The organism is Prevotella veroralis, from assembly GCF_018127765.1.
Lineage (GTDB): Bacteria > Bacteroidota > Bacteroidia > Bacteroidales > Bacteroidaceae > Prevotella > Prevotella veroralis.
In genome coordinates this window covers 23,961-42,433 of sequence record NZ_CP072331.1, presented here as the reverse complement: position 1 = coordinate 42,433, position 18,473 = coordinate 23,961, and the positions used below count along the sequence as shown (strand labels likewise).

Genomic DNA, 18,473 nt, shown 5'->3' with positions numbered 1-18,473 from the left:
GCAGCGATGCTCTTGACCACTTACTTTTGCACCCGATAAGTACGGCAACGGGCAGCATAACAGCTCCATTGCCGAATAACAATAAAGTAACCAAAACAGAATTAAGGCAATGAAACTCATTATCATCGACCGCAAAGCGTGGGAGCGGCACCGCTCTGAATTTGCAGACTTTATCCACCACGTGGAAAAACTCATCGGCAATCCGCCTGAGACCGAGCAATGGCTCGACAACGAAGCCGTGTGCAAGCGTTTAGGCATCAGCAAGCGTACCCTACAATCATACCGAGATACGGGCAAAATCCCTTTCTCCATGATTGGACACAAGTGTTATTACAAACAGACCGACATCAGTGAAATGCTGAATGCAGTCAAGGATTGAAATCAAAGAATGAATGAATTATGGCAGAGAATGAAATCATTACGCGGGAAGACCCTCAGATGCAGTTGTTTTCACAACTGATGGAGGGCATCTTAAAGAAACTGGAGCGTTATTGCGCCACAGCTCGTCCGATGTTAGATGGCGAGGTTTACCTTTCGAGCGAGGAAGTGTGCAGCCACTTATGACTCAGCACACGCACGCTCCAAGAGTACAGAAATGCAAGAATACTTCCTTTCTACAAAATCGGAGGGAAGATACTCTACAAGCAGAGCGACATACAAGCCATGCTTGAAAAACACTATAACCCGATACCCAAGAAATTATGGCAAGAATAGATGAAAAAAGGAAACAACGCTTGGAACAAGCCATTAGAGATATGGGAAATTATGGCGTTAAGCTCCGCAAGCCCGAAGAGTTACCCGATTTTGACCAGCCCTCCGATTATGAAGAGGGAAAGAGAAGGTTTGAGCCTGTTTATAAAGTTGAGGAACAAAATGACAAGGAGAGTAACAAGGATTTTTCTCAACCGTCCTATCAAGAAACAGCGTTGTCGCCAACAGAAAGGGCTACTTCTACCGAAGAATTTCATCAAAGAATGGGAAAAACAAAGGACAGAAAGCAATTATCCGAGTTTCAGGGGAAATATCTCCAGCCCTTTCGCAACAGCCACCGCAAAGCCGTGTATGTATCAGAGGAAACCCAACGAAAGTTAGACTTCGTGGTGCGGAGAATCGGTGAGCATGGAGCGAGCGTTTCGGGATATGTCGAACAGGTACTGCGGGAACACCTCGACCAATACAAGGAAGATGTGGAAAGATGGAGGAAACTCTGAATTACTGCATTCCTCGAATGCAAGCCTACGCCGAGTTACTGTATTCAATGAATGCAGTAACACAGCAGGGGCTTATAATCCCATTTTCTACATCAGCAAGGTGTGTCTTTGTACCACAAATTACCATTTGTACCACAAAGACCCTTGCCCCGAAAGGGAATTAAATCACTCCGAAGTCGTGACTTATTGTTTTACAAAATAGTACTTTCCTTTTCTAATATAACGCTCGTCCTCGTATCTGCCAAAGTGATAGATAAACTTCTGTTGAGGTCTATCAGTATATCTAAGTGTAAGTTGATCATTATTTAATACATATATACCTTTTAAAATCTCTATAGAATCTTTGATTGAGTTATAATCATGAAACTCAAAAGTAGAGTCATTTTTGAAAACAATTCGTATATCAGCTGCATGTGGTATTATCCAAATACCTTGTAAATACTTGAATGCTGTAGATTTCTCTGTTTTTATGACTCTTACTTGATTTTTTTGTACAATACACTTCTTGTTAGGTGCTGATGTACAACTTACGGTGATGAAGCCAATTAGAATTAACATTTTCATTCTCATTTCTAGTATACTCCATGATTAAACAATTCAACCTCTTTTTTCCTTCTCCCTATTATTTCGCTTGGACGTCTCCAACGGAGCATCAGTGTCCCATCATAGTGCCCTTTATTTAGTTCTTTCAAAAACTCGGAAGAAGGAAATCCTCTTCCAACTCCGATATTAAATGCAAATGAGCAAATGGCATCATATTCATTTTGTGATAGAGGTACTTTTACTAAAGCGCGAATTTTAGGCTCAAATGTTTCTTTTAAATCTTTCATTAAAAGTTTTTTTGCATCGTTTTTCGTAAATCTTGTCCATGCCCTTCTATCAGCATCTGTTACTTTGCTTTTATGAAGTAAGTGTCCAACTCCAATTGTTGCAAATCCTTTAGAGTCATTATATGGATGCGTTATCATTCCTTCTCTTGCTATCAAGAAATTTATGCCTTGTTAACTAATAGACAATTCAGAAACATTTCTCCTTTGTGAAGAATTTGGAATGCTTTGTGAAGATTTACTTTTGCCATAAACAACGACATCTGACAAATGAAACGTTCCGTCGAAAATTTCTTGCCCTTCCTTTAAAGACAGAATTCCATTGGAATTTATTGTCACACCATTAGCAAGTAATATAGCAAGTGCTTGATCGGTAGAATACCCTGTGTATTTGGCATATGAAGCAGCATTATCACCTCTTTGGGCTACTAAATTGCCATTGCTGTTTCTTTCCCAATTTCCATCAGGATCTATTAATAAAATGGGATTACCTAGACAGTAAGTGTAGCTTGAAACAAATGGTTTCGCTTCTATTAATGCATCAGGAGTATTCCATATACTTATCACAGGATTCATGTATCTTGCACCATAATAATACAAGCCTGTATCAGAATCCATCTCCTTGCCATTGAACTTGTAAGGCATGTCCTCGCTACTACTATGTTCATCGACAAGTAGCTCGCCATACGGCAGGTAAGCGTCATATTGTGTGATGTTACCCTTGTCATCAGTGATGTAAGAAGTTGATCCAAGATGATCGCTGTGATAGAAGAAGGTTTCCTCCTTGGTTGTGTCATTAGGGATATAACCATAGCCTGCCTGCGGGTCATCGGGGTTGTCGGGTCGTTCCAAGAGATGGGTGCGCCCAGCTCGATGTTGGGCGTGTCGTTGTGTTTCGGTATCTGCACCCAGCCTTCGGGCACAGTGTGGTCGCCAAGGTTGGTGATGACCGTGTTATAGCCCACACCTGTGTTTTCAGGGTCTCCGTAGGCACCTTTCTCGATAGGTACGCCCGGAGCAACGCCCAGCTGCTTGTAGTATTCCTCCTTCTGCGCCTCTATCTGGTTCATGCGCTCGGCATAGTCCTTTTCACCAGCTGTTACATAGCTGCCGCTTCTGCCATAGACATTGTTGAACAATCCATTACCGATACAGATGTATGAGCAAAGATAGTCCTGCATATACTTATAACGTACTGTTAATGATTATATTGCACATAGCTCAAAAAAATGATAGTGGAGGTAAACCGCCACTATCAAGTTCGGTTTATGATTTTAGTTCTATTTTATTTTAAAGAGTAGCATTTCCCCTTTACCATCCTTATCTTAAATTTTCCTTTACAAGATTCTATAGTAGATATTTTGTCTGATTCGATTTCTACACTAAGCCTTAAAGGTTTGTATAGAGTCTTATCCAAGGATGATATTATCTTTATTGGCTGATTATTGTAAAAGAACAAATAGTACTCTACGGAGCTGTTTCTATTTGAGCATAATTCCATTTCGTACACACCTTTTCTAATTTTACAACCATTCAACTCATAAACCGTTAGACGACGATAATTAACTGATTCTCCATTAATAAATATTAAGCTCTTCTTATATCGGCCAAAATATTTTGGTAAATACTTTGAATATGGAACACCTTCCACAAATAAGAATGAATCTTTATACGCATGACCGTTAATTGACACGGTCATTACTAAAGTAGAATCATTCCGCTTATTATATTTTACATTACATGTTTTATCCAATAATATATTATTGGGTATATTATCTTGTGCAAACGTTTCTGCAAAGAACAAGCTAAGAAGAAACACTATTACAAAAAACTTACTATTCATATTGATAAACTTAGTATGTATGTTTGTATGTCTCTATTTTTCCAGCGACTTTTCTTGTCGCATTTAAATTGGCCTTCCAAAACATAGTCCTACCATAAGCAGCCGAAGATGAATATAGTACATACCCTTTATTCGATCCATATGTTGCAGGATGACTTCCTGAATGGAAATTAGAAGAGAAACTCGTATACTTTCCAGCACTATAGGCCTTAATGAGCTTTGCTGGCCACGCGGCCTTAAAATGCATAAAATCTGCAGGACTAATTTCTACACCAGCAGTTTTAGGCTTAGGATGATTAAAACCTTTCGCAGCAAGATCAAAGCCATCCCACCTAATTGCGCCATTAGAGTAATCCTTACCATTAGTTAAGGCATTTATTACAGCCTCCATACTGTATTTGGCATTACCTTCATAATCCGTTTTGTATCCACCATCTCTAAACCCGTAAATACCTTCGGTTTTTAATGTTGCAAGAATGCTCTTTTTCTTATATTTAGATAAATTAGATATGGCACTTGCCAAGGCATACGACTCCTGTTTATTACCTGACGATTCTTGTGCCACTGTATTCGCGTACTGATTTAAGACATCATTAGTAACGGGTAATAAACTTTTATCCGTTGCACTTGTGACAACACCCTTTTTATCTATTAGAACGGAAGTGGCAAGATAAGCTTTATTATTTTTCACTCCATCATTTCCTAGCAACTTTCCACTTTTATTGTAATAATCGCCTTCACCTGTAGGATCTATCAACATAATAGGAGAGCTATGACAATAAATGTAACTACCAATGTTAACGTATTTCTCCGTCAACGGATCCACCCCATACCAAATACTTGTCACAGGATTCATATACCTTGCACCGTAATAGTACAGACCTGTTTCTTCATCCATCTCCTTGCCGTTGAACTTATACGGTAGTTCTTCACTGCTGCTGTGCTCGTCAACCAACAGTTCACCGTATGGCAGGTAAGCATCATACTGAGTGATGTTAGCTTTGTCGTCTGTGATGTAAGACGTTGAACCAAGGTGGTCACTGTGATAGAAGAAGGTTTCCTCTTTCGTTGTGTCATTAGGAATGTAACCATAACCAGCCTGTGGGTCATCAGGGTTGCTTGGGTCATTCCAGCTTACAGGTGGACCGGGGTTAGTATTCGGTGTGGTGTTGGGGCGTGGAGTCTGAATCCAACCCTGTGGCACATCGTGGTTGCCGAGTGTGTCAATGATAGAGTTATACCCTCGTTTTGTATTCTCTGGGTCACCATACGCACCCTTCATTGTAGGAACACCAGGGGCAATGCCCTGCTGCTTGTAGTATGCCTCTTTCTGCTTCTGAATCTGATTCATACGTTCAGCATAGTCCTGCTGACCAGCGGTTACGTATGATCCATTGCGTCCATAGACGTTGTTAAACAGACCCGTTCCTATCCTTGAAGCAACTCGTTTGTCACCAAGGAAGTAATGCTTTGTGAAGCGGTTCTTGTTGATGCTGATTATCGAAGCAGGGTAGAGCGTGAAGTTATCCGTCTCGTGGAACGTGATTCCCTGCGGCGCACCATTGATATACACACCTTCCATCGTTCCGTAACTCTTCATAATGCGTTCACCAGCAGCATTGTAAGTATAACGACTCGTCTTCCCGTTATCAGAGAGTACCATCAGGCGGTTATCTTCATCCCAATACATCTCACGAGTAGTATTCGTAGAGTCGTTCGTTACCAGTGTTGGATTACCGTTGGCATCGTAGGTGTAATGGTCATGACCAATCTGCGTCGGAGCCGTCGGATGGTTACTGTCCTCATACTTATAAGCAAAGTTATAAGACTTAGCTGTTGTCGTTGAGTCCACCTTCTGCACCTTCGTCAGCGGTTCACTCATCCGTCCGAACGACATCACCATATCATACGATGCACGCTTAGCCTTGCCGCTTGCATGAATAAGGCGGTTCAGCTCATCATATTCATACGTATGCGAACTCCTTCCTCCCAGCTTCGCCCTATTGAGTTTTGTCAGCGACGTTGGGTTGGCGGCATTCGTAATACCGAGGATATTGTCCACGGCATCATAACGATACCTGTTCTCCATGACAGTCTGACCGTCCGCTGTAAGGTTCATCACCTGCAGACGTTCACGCTGCTTGTCGTAGGTATAGGTAGTCTCCGTGCCATTACCGAGTTTCGTATAGACCGTATGACCCTCCTTGTCGTAACCTATCCTGTCAACAATAACGCTCTGACGTCCCTGTTTATTGCTCGTAAGACTCTCCACCTGTCCTGCAGCATTGTAGTGATAAGTAACCACTTCACCGTCAGGATAAGTCATCGTCTGCACCCGGTTCCAGCTGTCATACGTAGCACCATAGACATAAGTCCTGATATCCGCCACGCTCGCCATGACCGTACGGACGGTCTTCGTCACCTCACCCTGCTTGCCATAGTAATAGGCTTCACCGCCACTCGCATCCTCTACGAGGGCAAGACGAACGGCACGGTTATACTTATCGCCAGCCTTACCATAGGTGTAGGTAACACGATTGAAGAGATTTTCAGGATAAAGCACCTCATGGAGCCGTTCGAAGTCGTAAGTGTAAGAGATATAACCCTTGTCAGATATCGACTTCCTAAGCTCTGCCGTGAGCTTCGTCAGGAGGTTACCCGCTGCATCATAGGTCATATCCGTCTCACCTGCATCAGGATGATTCACCATCAGCTTCCGACCAAGCAAGTCGTAGGCATACTTCGTCTCCTTACCGTTAGGATGCTGAACCGTCATCACCTGTCCAACAGGGTCATAGCTGTACTTCACCGTGATATCCTCACCACGGGCATGCTGCACCGTCTCACGGTTGCGTCCCTTGGCATCGGTATAGCTCTCCGCATGTCGTCCCAGTGCATCCGTGACCGTTGTCTGGAGCATTGGTTCACCGTCATGGCTACTGATAGTATAAGCCGTACGTGTCACACTACCGTCAGCAAGCGTAACACTCGTGGTACGGTCGTGTGTATCATACTCCGTCTTTGCCTGCAGATCACCCGTAGCGTGGTTGTAAGTTCCGATGTTACCATAGCTCTCCGTCATTGGGTAATAAGCTGTAATGTTACGTCCGAAGGCATCGATGACAGCCCTTCCACTGACGATAGAGACTTTCTGATTACTACCACCAGACCACACCACACCCGTCTGCTTCGTCTGAACGGCACGCATCAGCGAGTCGGCGAAGGTATAGGTGTCAATGTTTCCGTCCTTAGAATAATGGATAGTATGTGCCTTACGCTCTGCAGGGAAGTACTCAAAACGGATAGTAAACGGCTGACCACTTTCTATCTCATACGGAGCACGAATCGTCTGCTGACGTCCTAAGGCATCGTAGGTGTATTCCATCTTCTGCCCGTTGAGGTCGGTCGTTACAGAGGGAGCATTCCAAAGACCATCATAAGCCGTGCTGGAGCTATAGCCGTATGCATCCTTGACACTTGTCACAAGACTATGATAGCGGTCGTCATACGTATAAGCATAGAACATACGCTGATGATTGTAGTTCTCCGGCTTCGTCATCCGTGTGATGTTACCATAACCATCGTAAGTCATGTTATAGACAGAAGGCTTGTCACCGTTATACGTTGTTAAACGGAAGTGTACAACTGCAAATATACAACTTTATTTTGTAAATGGAGCTTTAGAGTATGGGAAAACAGGAGAAAGATGAAGGGCGTTGTGTGCGTAAATGTAACCAAGAGAAAAGCATCAAAACCCCCAATTAAGTTTTGTTTTTAGTTGCTGTCACTTTTAACACTTCGTGTAATTGGCTTATATTCAGACCATTAAAGATACAAACGGAGTGACAGAAATGACAGCAAAATCAAAAATGGTATACGGTAGGCTTTTGTCGTTGGGAGGGAGAGGGGAACTGGTAGTTATAAGATACGCCTGTTTGTGGCAAAACGCTCCGGCGCAGATCCTTGTAAACTTATCCGTCTTGACGCATATCACCGCACCATTACGGTCTAATCAGAAATATGTTTACAGTGATTTGAAGCTGCATGTTCGCAAAATCAAAAGAAATGCACAGTATTCAGACTTGTATACCATTCTCTATCAAAGACTTACAAATGCCTTTCTAAAAGGTGCCCTTTTACCGTGCAAAAGGGCGTCTTTCACACCTCAAAAGAGCATCTTTTACCATGCGAAAGGGCATCTTTTGCCGTGTCAAAGTCCATCTACTATTCTCAATTTATGAATCTTTATTACAATCCTTCTTACGCCTTGTTCCTTTTCATAACAAGCAAGTACCTCTCCCCTTGCATTATTATAACAACACCATAAAAACGACCACCTCTCAATTTTCCTGTCACTCCCTGTCACTCCTCCCCACATCACAACGCATTGACAACAAGACTTTTACACAAAATGTTAAAAGTGACAGCAACTAAAAACAAAAACTATGTTAGGGTTTTAGAGTAACTATGAACTATGCAATACCAAAAACTGCATCCGAGGAAATGGGTATCTTCCTCATGATTCTAGGCGTTCTTTACATTGAAACAAAGAGAATAAAAAGACTGAACCCCTATTAAGGAGTTCAGCCTTAAATAATATCTAATAAAAAGATTTAGCGGACAACGATTTTATTTCATCCTATTGCGGTTATACGTCCACTCCAGCGTGTCAAGGTCCTATAGGGTTTGCTTATCCTCACTAATATTATATCTGGGGGTATGTGTCTAATTATCTTTTCTTATTAACTTCAAAGTATCAGCATTATCTGTCATAGCAGAATATTCTTGCTCTGTAGATAATCCATAATCTGACAGTAGCTTAGCACCTATTTTTGTTTTTACAAATTTATATTGTACATTCTGAATATTGTGTATAATATATTGTTTATTCTTTGCACTTAACCCAATAAAATTACTTTATGAATTTTAATCTACCGACTTTATTATTTCTCTCAAGTAACATTTCTTTATTTGTAATACGTTTTATTATAAACTTATGACCACCTATAAAGATAACACTATCTCCTATTAACTTCCATTTCTCGTATAATATATTATCACCAGTGTCTAATTTCCTAAAGTTCCCATCTATATCCTTATAAAGTATAAACCAACTTCCATTTGACCAAAAACTATAATAATAGCCTTCTGGAGACATATTCTCACAACACTCCCATACTTTATATTTGGTACCAGAAATCTTTTTATTCAAGTCTTGCTTACAAGCTGACAATAACAAGAGGCAACTAATTAAAATAGCATTTAAATACTTCATTATTTAATTATCTTTTTCTCGATTCTACATATCTTCCAGCCACTAATTTATAAGGAGTATTTCGTATAGCTGTATTAATTTTTTTTATTGCCTCTGGAACTTGCCCCCTTGTATTACTATCGCGTAAAGCTGCTGTCAGATAATCTGCAGCCTTATCAATAATTGCATGTTGGAAATCTTGTGTTGCTGATTTAAAATGTTCATTCTCAAACTGCTTAATATGAACTTTCAGCACATGCCCCAAAGAAGTATTATCACTATAGTCACCTCTCAAGCTGAAAAACTTATGAATACTTTCATGATATAATGAGCTTTGAAGATTTTCATAATCATTCATGAATCTTGAAACATGCCCCTTATATACACTTATAGTAATATTTGCACCGCGTGTTGCTGCTAATTCAGTTTCATCTTTTGTATCAGCAATTCCTACCATACCTTGTGGATTCCGTCCGACAGCCATTTTTCCCTTTCCCCAATATGAGATACCAACTGCTGTGGCATAATGTCCAACAATGTTTGCCATTACTTGCCTATTACGCTTTATCTTTAAATCTAGTTGAGACGGTAGAATATTCTTACCATTAATTGAGATATAAATATTGTTTGTTTTTGTCTCAGTCCTCCGAATAAACTTTCCTTTACTATTAAAATAATCATCTCTCCCGTCCGGGTCTATCCTCATAATAGGATTATTTGAACAAACTACATAAGAAGAAATATGAGAATTTTTCTCTGCCAACGGATCCACCCCATACCATAAACTCGTGATTGGGTTCATATACCTTGCACCGTAATAGTACAAACCTGTCTCTTCATCGAACTGCTTGCCGTTGAACTTATAAGGCAGGTCTTCACTGCTGCTATGCTCGTCAACTAACAGTTCACCATACGGTAGGTAAGCATCATACTGTGTGATGTTACCTTTGTCGTCTGTGATGTAAGATGTGCTACCGAGGTGGTCACTATGATAGAAGAAGGTTTCTTCTTTCGTAGTGTCATTAGGAATATAACCGTATCCAGCCTGTGGATCATCAGGGTTGCTCGGGTCATTCCATGAGACAGGAGCACCGGGGTTGGTACCTGGTGTCGTGTTAGGATGTGGAGTCTGAATCCAACCCTGTGGCACATCGTGGTTGCCGAGAGTGTAGAGGATAGAGTTGTAACCCCTACCTGTGTTCTCGGGATCACCATACGCACCCTTCATTGTTGGAACACCCGGTGCAATGCCCTGCTGCTTATAATACGCTTCCTTCTGCTTCTGAATCTGATTCATGCGTTCAGCATAGTCCTGCTGACCAGCGGTTACGTATGAACCGTTTCTTCCGTAAACGTTGTTAAACAGTCCCGTTCCTATCCTTGAAGCAACTCGTTTTTCACCGATAAAGTAATGTTTTGTAAAGCGGTTTTTGTTGACAGAGAGGATACTTGCTGGATAAAGCGTGAAGTTATCAGTCTCGTGGAATGTGATACCCTGTGGTGCACCATTGATATACACACCCTCCATCGTACCGTAACTCTTCATGATACGTTCGCCGGCAGCGTTATAAGTGTAACGACTTGTCTTGCCGTTGTCAGAGAGTACCATGAGTCGGTTATCCTCGTCCCAATACATCTCGCGGGTAGTATTCGTTGAGTCGTTCGTTACCAGCGTTGGATTACCGTTGGCATCATACGTGTAATGATCGTGACCAATCTGTGTTGGAGCCGTCGGGTGCTTACTGTCCTCATACTTATAAGCGAAGTTATAAGACTTAGCTGTTGTCGTTGAGTCCACCTTCTGAACCTTTGTCAGCGGTTCACTCATCTGTCCGAACGACATCACCATATCATACGAAGCACGCTTAGCCTTACCGTTTGCATGAATAAGGCGGTTCAGCTCATCATACTCATACGTATGCATACTCTTTCCTCCCAGCTTCGCCCTGTTGAGTTTTGTCAGCGACGTTGGGTTGGCAGCATTCGTGATACCGAGGATATTATCCACTGCATCATAACGATACCTGTTCTCCATCACAGTCTGACCGTCCGCTGTAAGGTTCATCACCTGCAGACGTTCACGCTGCCTGTCGTAGGTATAGGTAGTCTCCGTGCCATTACCGAGCTTCGTATAGACCGTATGACCCTCCTTGTCGTAACCTATCCTGTCAACAATAACGCTCTGACGTCCCTGTTTATTGCTCGTAAGACTCTCCACCTGTCCTGCAGCATTGTAGTGATAAGTCACCACCTCACCGTCAGGATAAGTCATCGTCTGCACCCGGTTCCAGCTGTCATACGTAGCACCATAGACATAAGTCCTGATATCCGCCACGCTCGCCATGACCGTACGGACGGTTTTCGTCACCTCACCCTGTCTGCCGTAGTAATACGCTTCACCACCCGAAGCATCCTCTACAAGGGCAAGACGACCGGCACGGTTGTACTTATCGCCAGCCTTACCATAGGTATAGGTGACACGGTTGAAGAGATTTTCAGGATAAAGCACCTCATGCAGCCGTTCGAAGTCGTAGGTGTAAGAGATATAACCCTTATCAGATATCGACTTCCTAAGCTCTGCCGTGAGCTTCGTCAGGAGGTTACCCGCCGCATCATAGGTCATATCCGTCTCACCTGCATCAGGATGATTCACCATCAGTTTCCGACCAAGCAAGTCATAGGCATACTTCGTCTCCTTGCCGTTAGGATGCTGAACCGTCATCACCTGTCCGACAGGGTCATAGCTGTACTTCACCGTGATATCCTCACCACGGGCATGCTGCACCGTCTCCCGGTTGCGTCCCTTGGCATCGGTATAGCTCTCCGCATGTCGTCCCAGTGCATCCGTGATCGTTGTCTGGAGCATAGGTTCTCCGTCATGGCTACTGATAGTATAAGCCGTACGTGTCACACTACCGTCAGCAAGCGTCACACTCGTGGTACGGTCGTGCGTATCATACTCCGTCTTTGCCTGCAGATCACCCGTAGCGTGGTTGTAAGTTCCAATGTTACCATAACTCTCCGTCATTGGGTAATAAGCTGTAATGTTACGTCCGAAGGCATCGATGACAGCCCTTCCACTGACGATAGAGACTTTCTGATTACTACCACCAGACCACACCACACCCGTCTGCTTCGTCTGAACGGCACGCATCAGCGAGTCGGCGAAGGTATAGGTGTCAATGTTTCCGTCCTTAGAATAATGGATAGTATGTGCCTTACGCTCTGCAGGGAAGTACTCAAAACGGATAGTAAACGGCTGACCACTTTCTATCTCATACGGAGCACGAATCGTCTGCTGACGTCCTAAGGCATCGTAGGTGTATTCCATCTTCTGCCCATTGAGGTCGGTCGTTACAGACGGAGCATTCCAAAGACCATCATAAGCCGTGCTGGAGCTATAGCCGTATGCATCCTTGACACTTGTCACAAGACTATGATAGCGGTCGTCATACGTATAAGCATAGAACATACGCTGATGGTTATAGTTCTCCGGCTTCGTCATCCGTGTGATGTTACCATAACCATCGTAAGTCATGTTATAGACTGATGGCTTGTCACCGTTATGGAGCATGATCTCCGTTATCTCACCGTTGCCGTCCACTTTCGTTGAGCGTTCACGGTAAGTCTTACCGCCACTGCTGACAGTGATATGGCTCGGAACACTGACAATATACTTATCGGCAATCTTATGATAGTTAATGTTTGCCTCTAAGCTATAGGCTGTTGTCGTCTCCTTATATCCCTGTAGGTTACCATAGTCATCGTAAGTATTATTGACCGCAATCGCCAGGCTATCCCCACTATTTACATCAAAGTTACTCTGAACGAGTGTCTTTAGGGCAGGGAAGACAACAGCGTCAGCCGTGTTATGACCAACGGCAAGTGTCTTCAGGTCGTAGTCATATAGAGATCCCTGCAGCTTCTTTCCATCAGCGGTATAGAGATACTCACTCGTAACAAGCCCATGCGTATAGTAATCCCTGTTCTTACCATAGGTCTGGACGGAGTAACGATAGAGTCTGTCACCGTTCTCGGTGTCTATCTGATTGGTACGTACCTGCTTGAAACCATAGAAGTCACGTTCACGACGGTCACGATAGCCACCACTATATTCGAAGGTATTCCTGCTTCGTATTGCTCCGTTCTCCTTGTATCCACCCGTCGTCTCAACAGATGACATCACCCAGCGACGTCCCGGCAGGTCGTAGCTTGGAGTTGTCTGCTCATAGCTGATATGGATATGTCCGCCGAAAGGAAGTGTCACAGAGCGTAGCATGTTCGTTCTGCCCGTAAGGTTACGGTAGACGATAAGCTGCTTTGCCCCGTCAGAAACGATAAGGTCAGGACGACCGTCACCATCAATATCTCTCAAGGCTGCACTTGTGAAACTAACACCACTTGACCAAGATTTAGTAGCCTTAGCTGTAAATCTCAGTTTTAAAAACAGAATGTGTATTGGAATGGAAACAGCAAAATTACCATATTGAGAAACAGACGTTGCCAATGACTCATTGAAACGACCTTGTTGCTCTTCGGAATAAGGAATAAATCCAGATCCCGTATTCAACATTATGGTGAACTTGTCAGCATTACGAGTTACCATATCAGGTAAACCGTCGCCATTAACATCTATAAAAGACACATTGTACTTTGTTGTTGTCTTCGTTCCATTGACACCGAAAGAAATATCAGCATTACCAAGTACCCCAATGGATGTACCAAGTCCTGCACCCCATGTGCTATTTTCAGAAGACTCCAACGACGTTACCCCACTACTCTCTTCATTTGTAAAGTTATATCCAAGACCAAACTTCACCTTGTCGCCCAAGAGCATATCAGGTAGTCCGTCACCATTGAGATCTATCCAATCACTCTCTGTATGAGACGTTCCTGATGTAAAGTTTCCGCTAGCGCTCACAGACACACTGGAGATAGCATTACCATTGGATGAATTATGTGTATCACTACCGCCTGGAGTTTCATCGTCTTGTGGTTTAGGGTTGATACTGATAGCTAAAGCACTCTTTGACGAAGCCTGTTTTGATAGACTTGCATCTGCACCAATAGTAGAGGAACTTGCTTTAAATTTTGGGTGCGTGACATTTAGTTTCATGCGATCTTCCCCAAGTGTACCCGTTGCTTTTGTGTATTGAGTAACAATATTGCCATCTACCTCTTCTAACCAATCAGGATAGCCATTACCATTGATATCCATTAGAGACACCTTGCTATAAGAAGTTTGTGTACTCTTGCTGCCACTGAGTCCTGCATAGGAGATTCCACCGCTTACACCATAGCCATTACTCTTTGACTCACTCATAAGTACAGGTGCAGACAATTCACCCGCATTTTTAGCATAATGCACACTGTCTATTATAATAGCATCCTCGCCGATACGAGAACTACAGATTGTATCTAAAGAGATAAAGACATGTTCAGAGCCGCCAACATACATCCTCTTGTTAGTGTCATAGCCCATCACAAAGAAACGCTGCTCATTGACAGGAGTAAGACTCTTTGCAAGTTGATTGCCATCGTGTGTGGATTTATAATGCTCAGCTATATTCTTATATTTGTCCCTGTCAATGGTCAGTGCTGATACTTCTATTGGCTGGGAGGCATAAGCTTTATTGCCGTTATAAGCAAATTGTCCCCATCCTCGGTAGAGCCTCCCATAATCAATAGAGTTATACCCAGAGAACACACAAGCCTCTAATGTATCAACAAGTACACGTTGTTCACCTGTTACTACCATTGATGTTGCACTCTGATAAGAGAGACTGTCTCGAAGGAAGTTTACTTTAGCCTGTCTCACACTTGCCAATTCATTCTCTATGGCAAAGGTTGCCGTTATCTTGCCTAAACTCAATCGTTTGATCAGTGTGGTATCTGTAATAGTGATGGTATCTGGCTTGAGCGTATTGGATGCGTTCAACCTACAGGTATGATGCAACACAGGAGTTCCATCCTTATCGTGTAAGGTCAGATAGACAGTAGCTGTATCTATATCATTTCTATTGTCCTTGCGTACGACAGAGAGCATAGGAACAATAGAAAGCGTTGGTCTATACTTTCTACTCCGTACCGTTACATCCTGTTTTAGGTCTTTACGCTCTGCGATGCTGACAGGCTTGTTGAACATCCTACGAGATGCCACAAAACGTACACTGTCTTGGTCCGTCTCATAGAAATAGTTACCTGCCCATTGTACCTTAGTCCAATCGAGGGGAGAAGTGGTCTTGATTTCGAAGAAGAATGAAACAGAATCTTTCTCATCTATGTTACCGGTATAGTCATAGGAGTCATTGACGATACTGTCAGCAGGAAGTTTAAGTCGTTTTACAATCGTTTCACCATGATGATCCAATCGTGTGACGATAAGTGTAACATCATCAGAAGTCTTTCCTTTCATATAAGGAGCATGGAGCGTTACCTTGCCAGTACGATTAAAGATAACTACATTGTTTTCACCCTCTATATAATCAGCCTTACTATTATATGTTTTTAAGTCTTCCGACAGATACCTATCCTTGCCGACAGGCAAAGAGGTATAAGTAATTATAGGATTCCAAAGAACCCTGTCGTCCTCACCATCATATCGAGACTGAAGACGGAAGAAAATTCTGTCTCCTACGTTTACATCACAATTAAGATTGTTGGTTTTGCTACCAGCTTGTAATAAAGAGTCGCGGACCATGAAGCCATCACTCTCATGTTGAATGCTGTAGATGATGCCATCACCTTGATTGCTAAGCTTCTTTATAGTACTTTGTATGTTGACCCTGCCAGCAAAAGGTGCGCACCACATACGGACGGCATCATTCAGGGGATATTCCTTTTCCAAGGAGTCACGAATAACCTTATAGTCTGGAATAAAATGTTTATCAATAGGAGCCCCCTCACCAATAATAGGATTGGCAGTTACACTACTTGCTGGACTAAATACAGGTTTCCCGTCTACAATATGATTGAAATATACCTGACCATTGACGGCTATATCTGTAAGTCCATCACTGTTGAAATCATAAAGATAGGTAGTTGTCTTGTCCTGATCCTTTGAATGGGTATAGGAAATTCCAACAGAAGCACCAAGTTTATTTGTAATACCAACTTCAACAGCAGCATCTGCATTAAGAGAACGACTGATGCTATTACCTTCAGAGAAAGAGTTTACTCCTGGTATCAGTAACGCTTTACCAAAGAGTAAATCCTTTCCATCTGCACTCATGTTTTTACGATAGAAAAGTTTGTTACCTCGTTTGAAAAGCTTATCAGGTAGTCCATCACCATCAATATCTACAAAAGCAACTTTACCTGTATTTGAACTTTTGCTAGTAGAGAAAGATGGACCGACGTTTACTGTTCCACCAGTGAAACCTACACCTATCATTGTTCCCCTTCCCGTAGTACGGCTTTTCGAAGCTCCACCACCAAGGAGACTAAGATAGTCGTCACACCCATGAACCGAATGGCTGAGGAATGACTCATAGTCGTCAGATTGAGCCTTCCACAGTTCTGCCTTAGAAGAAAAAAGACCATTTTTGAGGTCATTGTAATAGTCAAAGGATTGTGTAGCAACCTTACCATCCCTGCTGTCATTCTGATTAATGCTCTTTAGCAGCATTTTACCAAACGGTCCTTCTTCATAGTTTAAGGTATAGCTGCGGAGCTGCTGACCATTATTCTTCACCGTGACCTTACGGAGTAGCCCTTTGTCCTTTTGCATAATGCCAAGTCTTCCGCTACTCGTCACATCTTTTCGGTCTGTGGCTATAGAGTCAATATTGAATTCAATGCTATACAGTCCTTCCGTCTCCCCGAATCCTGTCCATGTATAACGTTCAGGATAAAGGTTATTGCCAGACTTCATGTAATGGAATGCGGCAAAGTTTCCGTGGACATCGGTAACACGATCAAGTGCCCATTTGACACGGTTACCATTGGTATCTGTAAGAGAAGTAGCATCACTGACATGACCACCATGACCACCATAACTGTAGACTGTACCATCCTTGCCAGTCACTTCCCAGTAATAGTTCTTCGGGCTGTTACCCTTTCGGATAATCCTACTGAAACCACCTTCAGTCATTGGATAGAACTGCTTGTCAGTCTGACGTGACAAAGAATCAGTCCTACGATAGAGTCGGTCACTGAGCTGCTGTCCCATGAGAAGATAGCTCTCAGTCTCTGACTTATCATCAAAACGTGGTACACCCCATCGGGTCTCTATGTCAATGCTCTGTACAGGAAGACTCCATCCATAGCCTACAAAGCTACTACCGCCCTCACTGCTGTACTGTAAGCCGGCACTTACACCAATATCATTACGCCCTGCAGGAACTTCGAAAGGATAGGACAGTGACGCCGTACCATTCTGATTAGCTGATGGGGCTTCGATCTGCTGAATACCCGCAGCTGGGTCAGCAGCCTTCAGTTCACTGATACCTGTAGGGACATAATTCTGTGTTTCGGGACTCTCTGGAACCTTGATGATACCGTTGATGACATCCGTAAAGTGTGATGTCTCTGCCATTGCCACCTCACGTTTAGTATCAATACCTTTTGACTGGAGCATTGTCCAGCGTTGGTGCAGTTCATCATAATAATAGGTGTGAATATCATCTACAGTATAGCCTTTCGGTATCAACGTGCTGTCGTAAGGTACTGCGATACTTGCCAGATGATGGACGAAATGATTGCCATGAGGTAAGAAGCGATAACCTGACACCGTATCTGTTCTTGCCATCAATGTATCACAGCCACCTGTAACGTTTACCATACCAGTAGGCAAGGTTGGTAATTCACCTTTTCTAAGTGGTGTAATACTAAGAACTTTACCCTTTGCCATAGCCTCACGTGGTACGGCAAGCTGGGCTCGTCCAACATTGAGCGTATCGCTGTCGGAGTTAGCAAAGAACTTGCTGACGGTATGTTTGCCTAAGTCTGCAAAAAGTCTTGCAGGTTTCTTGTTCGGCTTGTGAGTATCTACACGATTCAACTTTTGATTTCTTGCGATTTCTTTGGAGAATCTCTTCACAGGTGAGTTCTGTACACTGTCCTTGACTTGTTTTCGTAAGGAAGTAGCCTTTCGGAAAATGCTATCTTTTTGGACAGAAGAGACTGTACCAGTACATGTAGAATCACTGATTACTGTTTCTTTAGCAGAACGACTACTCCCACCATTACAGGAGTTTAGTATGATTCCTGAAAGCAACAGGAACGGAAGGAGGAGTGAATGTGTAGAATACTTCATTATTCTTGCTATTTTGTTTCAGACCTAAAGGTCCTCAATATATATATACTTGCGTTGGAAAATTTTATAAAAGATAAAAATG

7 protein-coding genes and 2 pseudogenes are annotated in these 18,473 nt (G+C 42.8%); 3 read left to right on the top strand and 6 right to left on the bottom strand.

Going from position 1 to position 18,473, the window contains the following annotated elements:
- The first annotated feature begins 109 nt into the window (after positions 1 to 109).
- The 3 genes and pseudogenes from J5A55_RS08415 to J5A55_RS08405 all read left to right on the top strand — a co-directional run bounded on the left by J5A55_RS08415 (position 110) and on the right by J5A55_RS08405 (position 1,211).
- Complete coding sequence (locus J5A55_RS08415; protein WP_004384674.1) at positions 110 to 379, top strand: helix-turn-helix domain-containing protein; 270 nt, start codon at positions 110 to 112, stop codon at positions 377 to 379.
- 20 nt (positions 380 to 399) lie between these two features.
- Positions 400 to 714 (top strand): annotated as a pseudogene (locus J5A55_RS08410) (helix-turn-helix domain-containing protein).
- A complete protein-coding gene (locus J5A55_RS08405; RefSeq protein ID WP_004384671.1) occupies positions 702 to 1,211 on the top strand; it encodes a DUF3408 domain-containing protein in 510 nt (169 codons plus the stop codon). Before J5A55_RS08410 ends, J5A55_RS08405 begins: the two are co-directional and overlap by 13 nt.
- Positions 1,212 to 1,783: 572 nt before the next feature.
- Here the strand turns inward: J5A55_RS08405 and J5A55_RS08400 are convergent.
- The 6 genes and pseudogenes from J5A55_RS08400 to J5A55_RS08375 all read right to left on the bottom strand — a co-directional run bounded on the left by J5A55_RS08400 (position 1,784) and on the right by J5A55_RS08375 (position 18,391).
- Positions 1,784 to 2,179, bottom strand: coding sequence for a lysozyme (locus tag J5A55_RS08400; protein ID WP_004384668.1), 396 nt, complete (start codon positions 2,177 to 2,179; stop codon positions 1,784 to 1,786).
- 33 nt (positions 2,180 to 2,212) lie between these two features.
- Positions 2,213 to 3,189: pseudogene (locus tag J5A55_RS08395) on the bottom strand (RHS repeat domain-containing protein); the annotation flags it as partial.
- A gap of 134 nt (positions 3,190 to 3,323) precedes the next feature.
- The gene (locus J5A55_RS08390; protein WP_004384665.1) at positions 3,324 to 3,881 is read right to left on the bottom strand and encodes a hypothetical protein; all 558 of its coding nucleotides are present in this window, start codon (positions 3,879 to 3,881) and stop codon (positions 3,324 to 3,326) included.
- A 10-nt stretch (positions 3,882 to 3,891) separates the two neighbouring features.
- On the bottom strand, positions 3,892 to 7,266 hold the full coding sequence (locus J5A55_RS08385; protein WP_249118614.1) for an RHS repeat-associated core domain-containing protein: 3,375 nt from the start codon (positions 7,264 to 7,266) through the stop codon (positions 3,892 to 3,894).
- Between the two features lie 1,527 nt (positions 7,267 to 8,793).
- Positions 8,794 to 9,156, bottom strand: coding sequence for a hypothetical protein (locus J5A55_RS08380; RefSeq protein ID WP_004381947.1), 363 nt, complete (start codon positions 9,154 to 9,156; stop codon positions 8,794 to 8,796).
- Between the two features lie 7 nt (positions 9,157 to 9,163).
- On the bottom strand, positions 9,164 to 18,391 hold the full coding sequence (locus J5A55_RS08375) for a SpvB/TcaC N-terminal domain-containing protein (protein WP_211802949.1): 9,228 nt from the start codon (positions 18,389 to 18,391) through the stop codon (positions 9,164 to 9,166).
- Between the last annotated feature and the right edge of the window lie 82 nt (positions 18,392 to 18,473).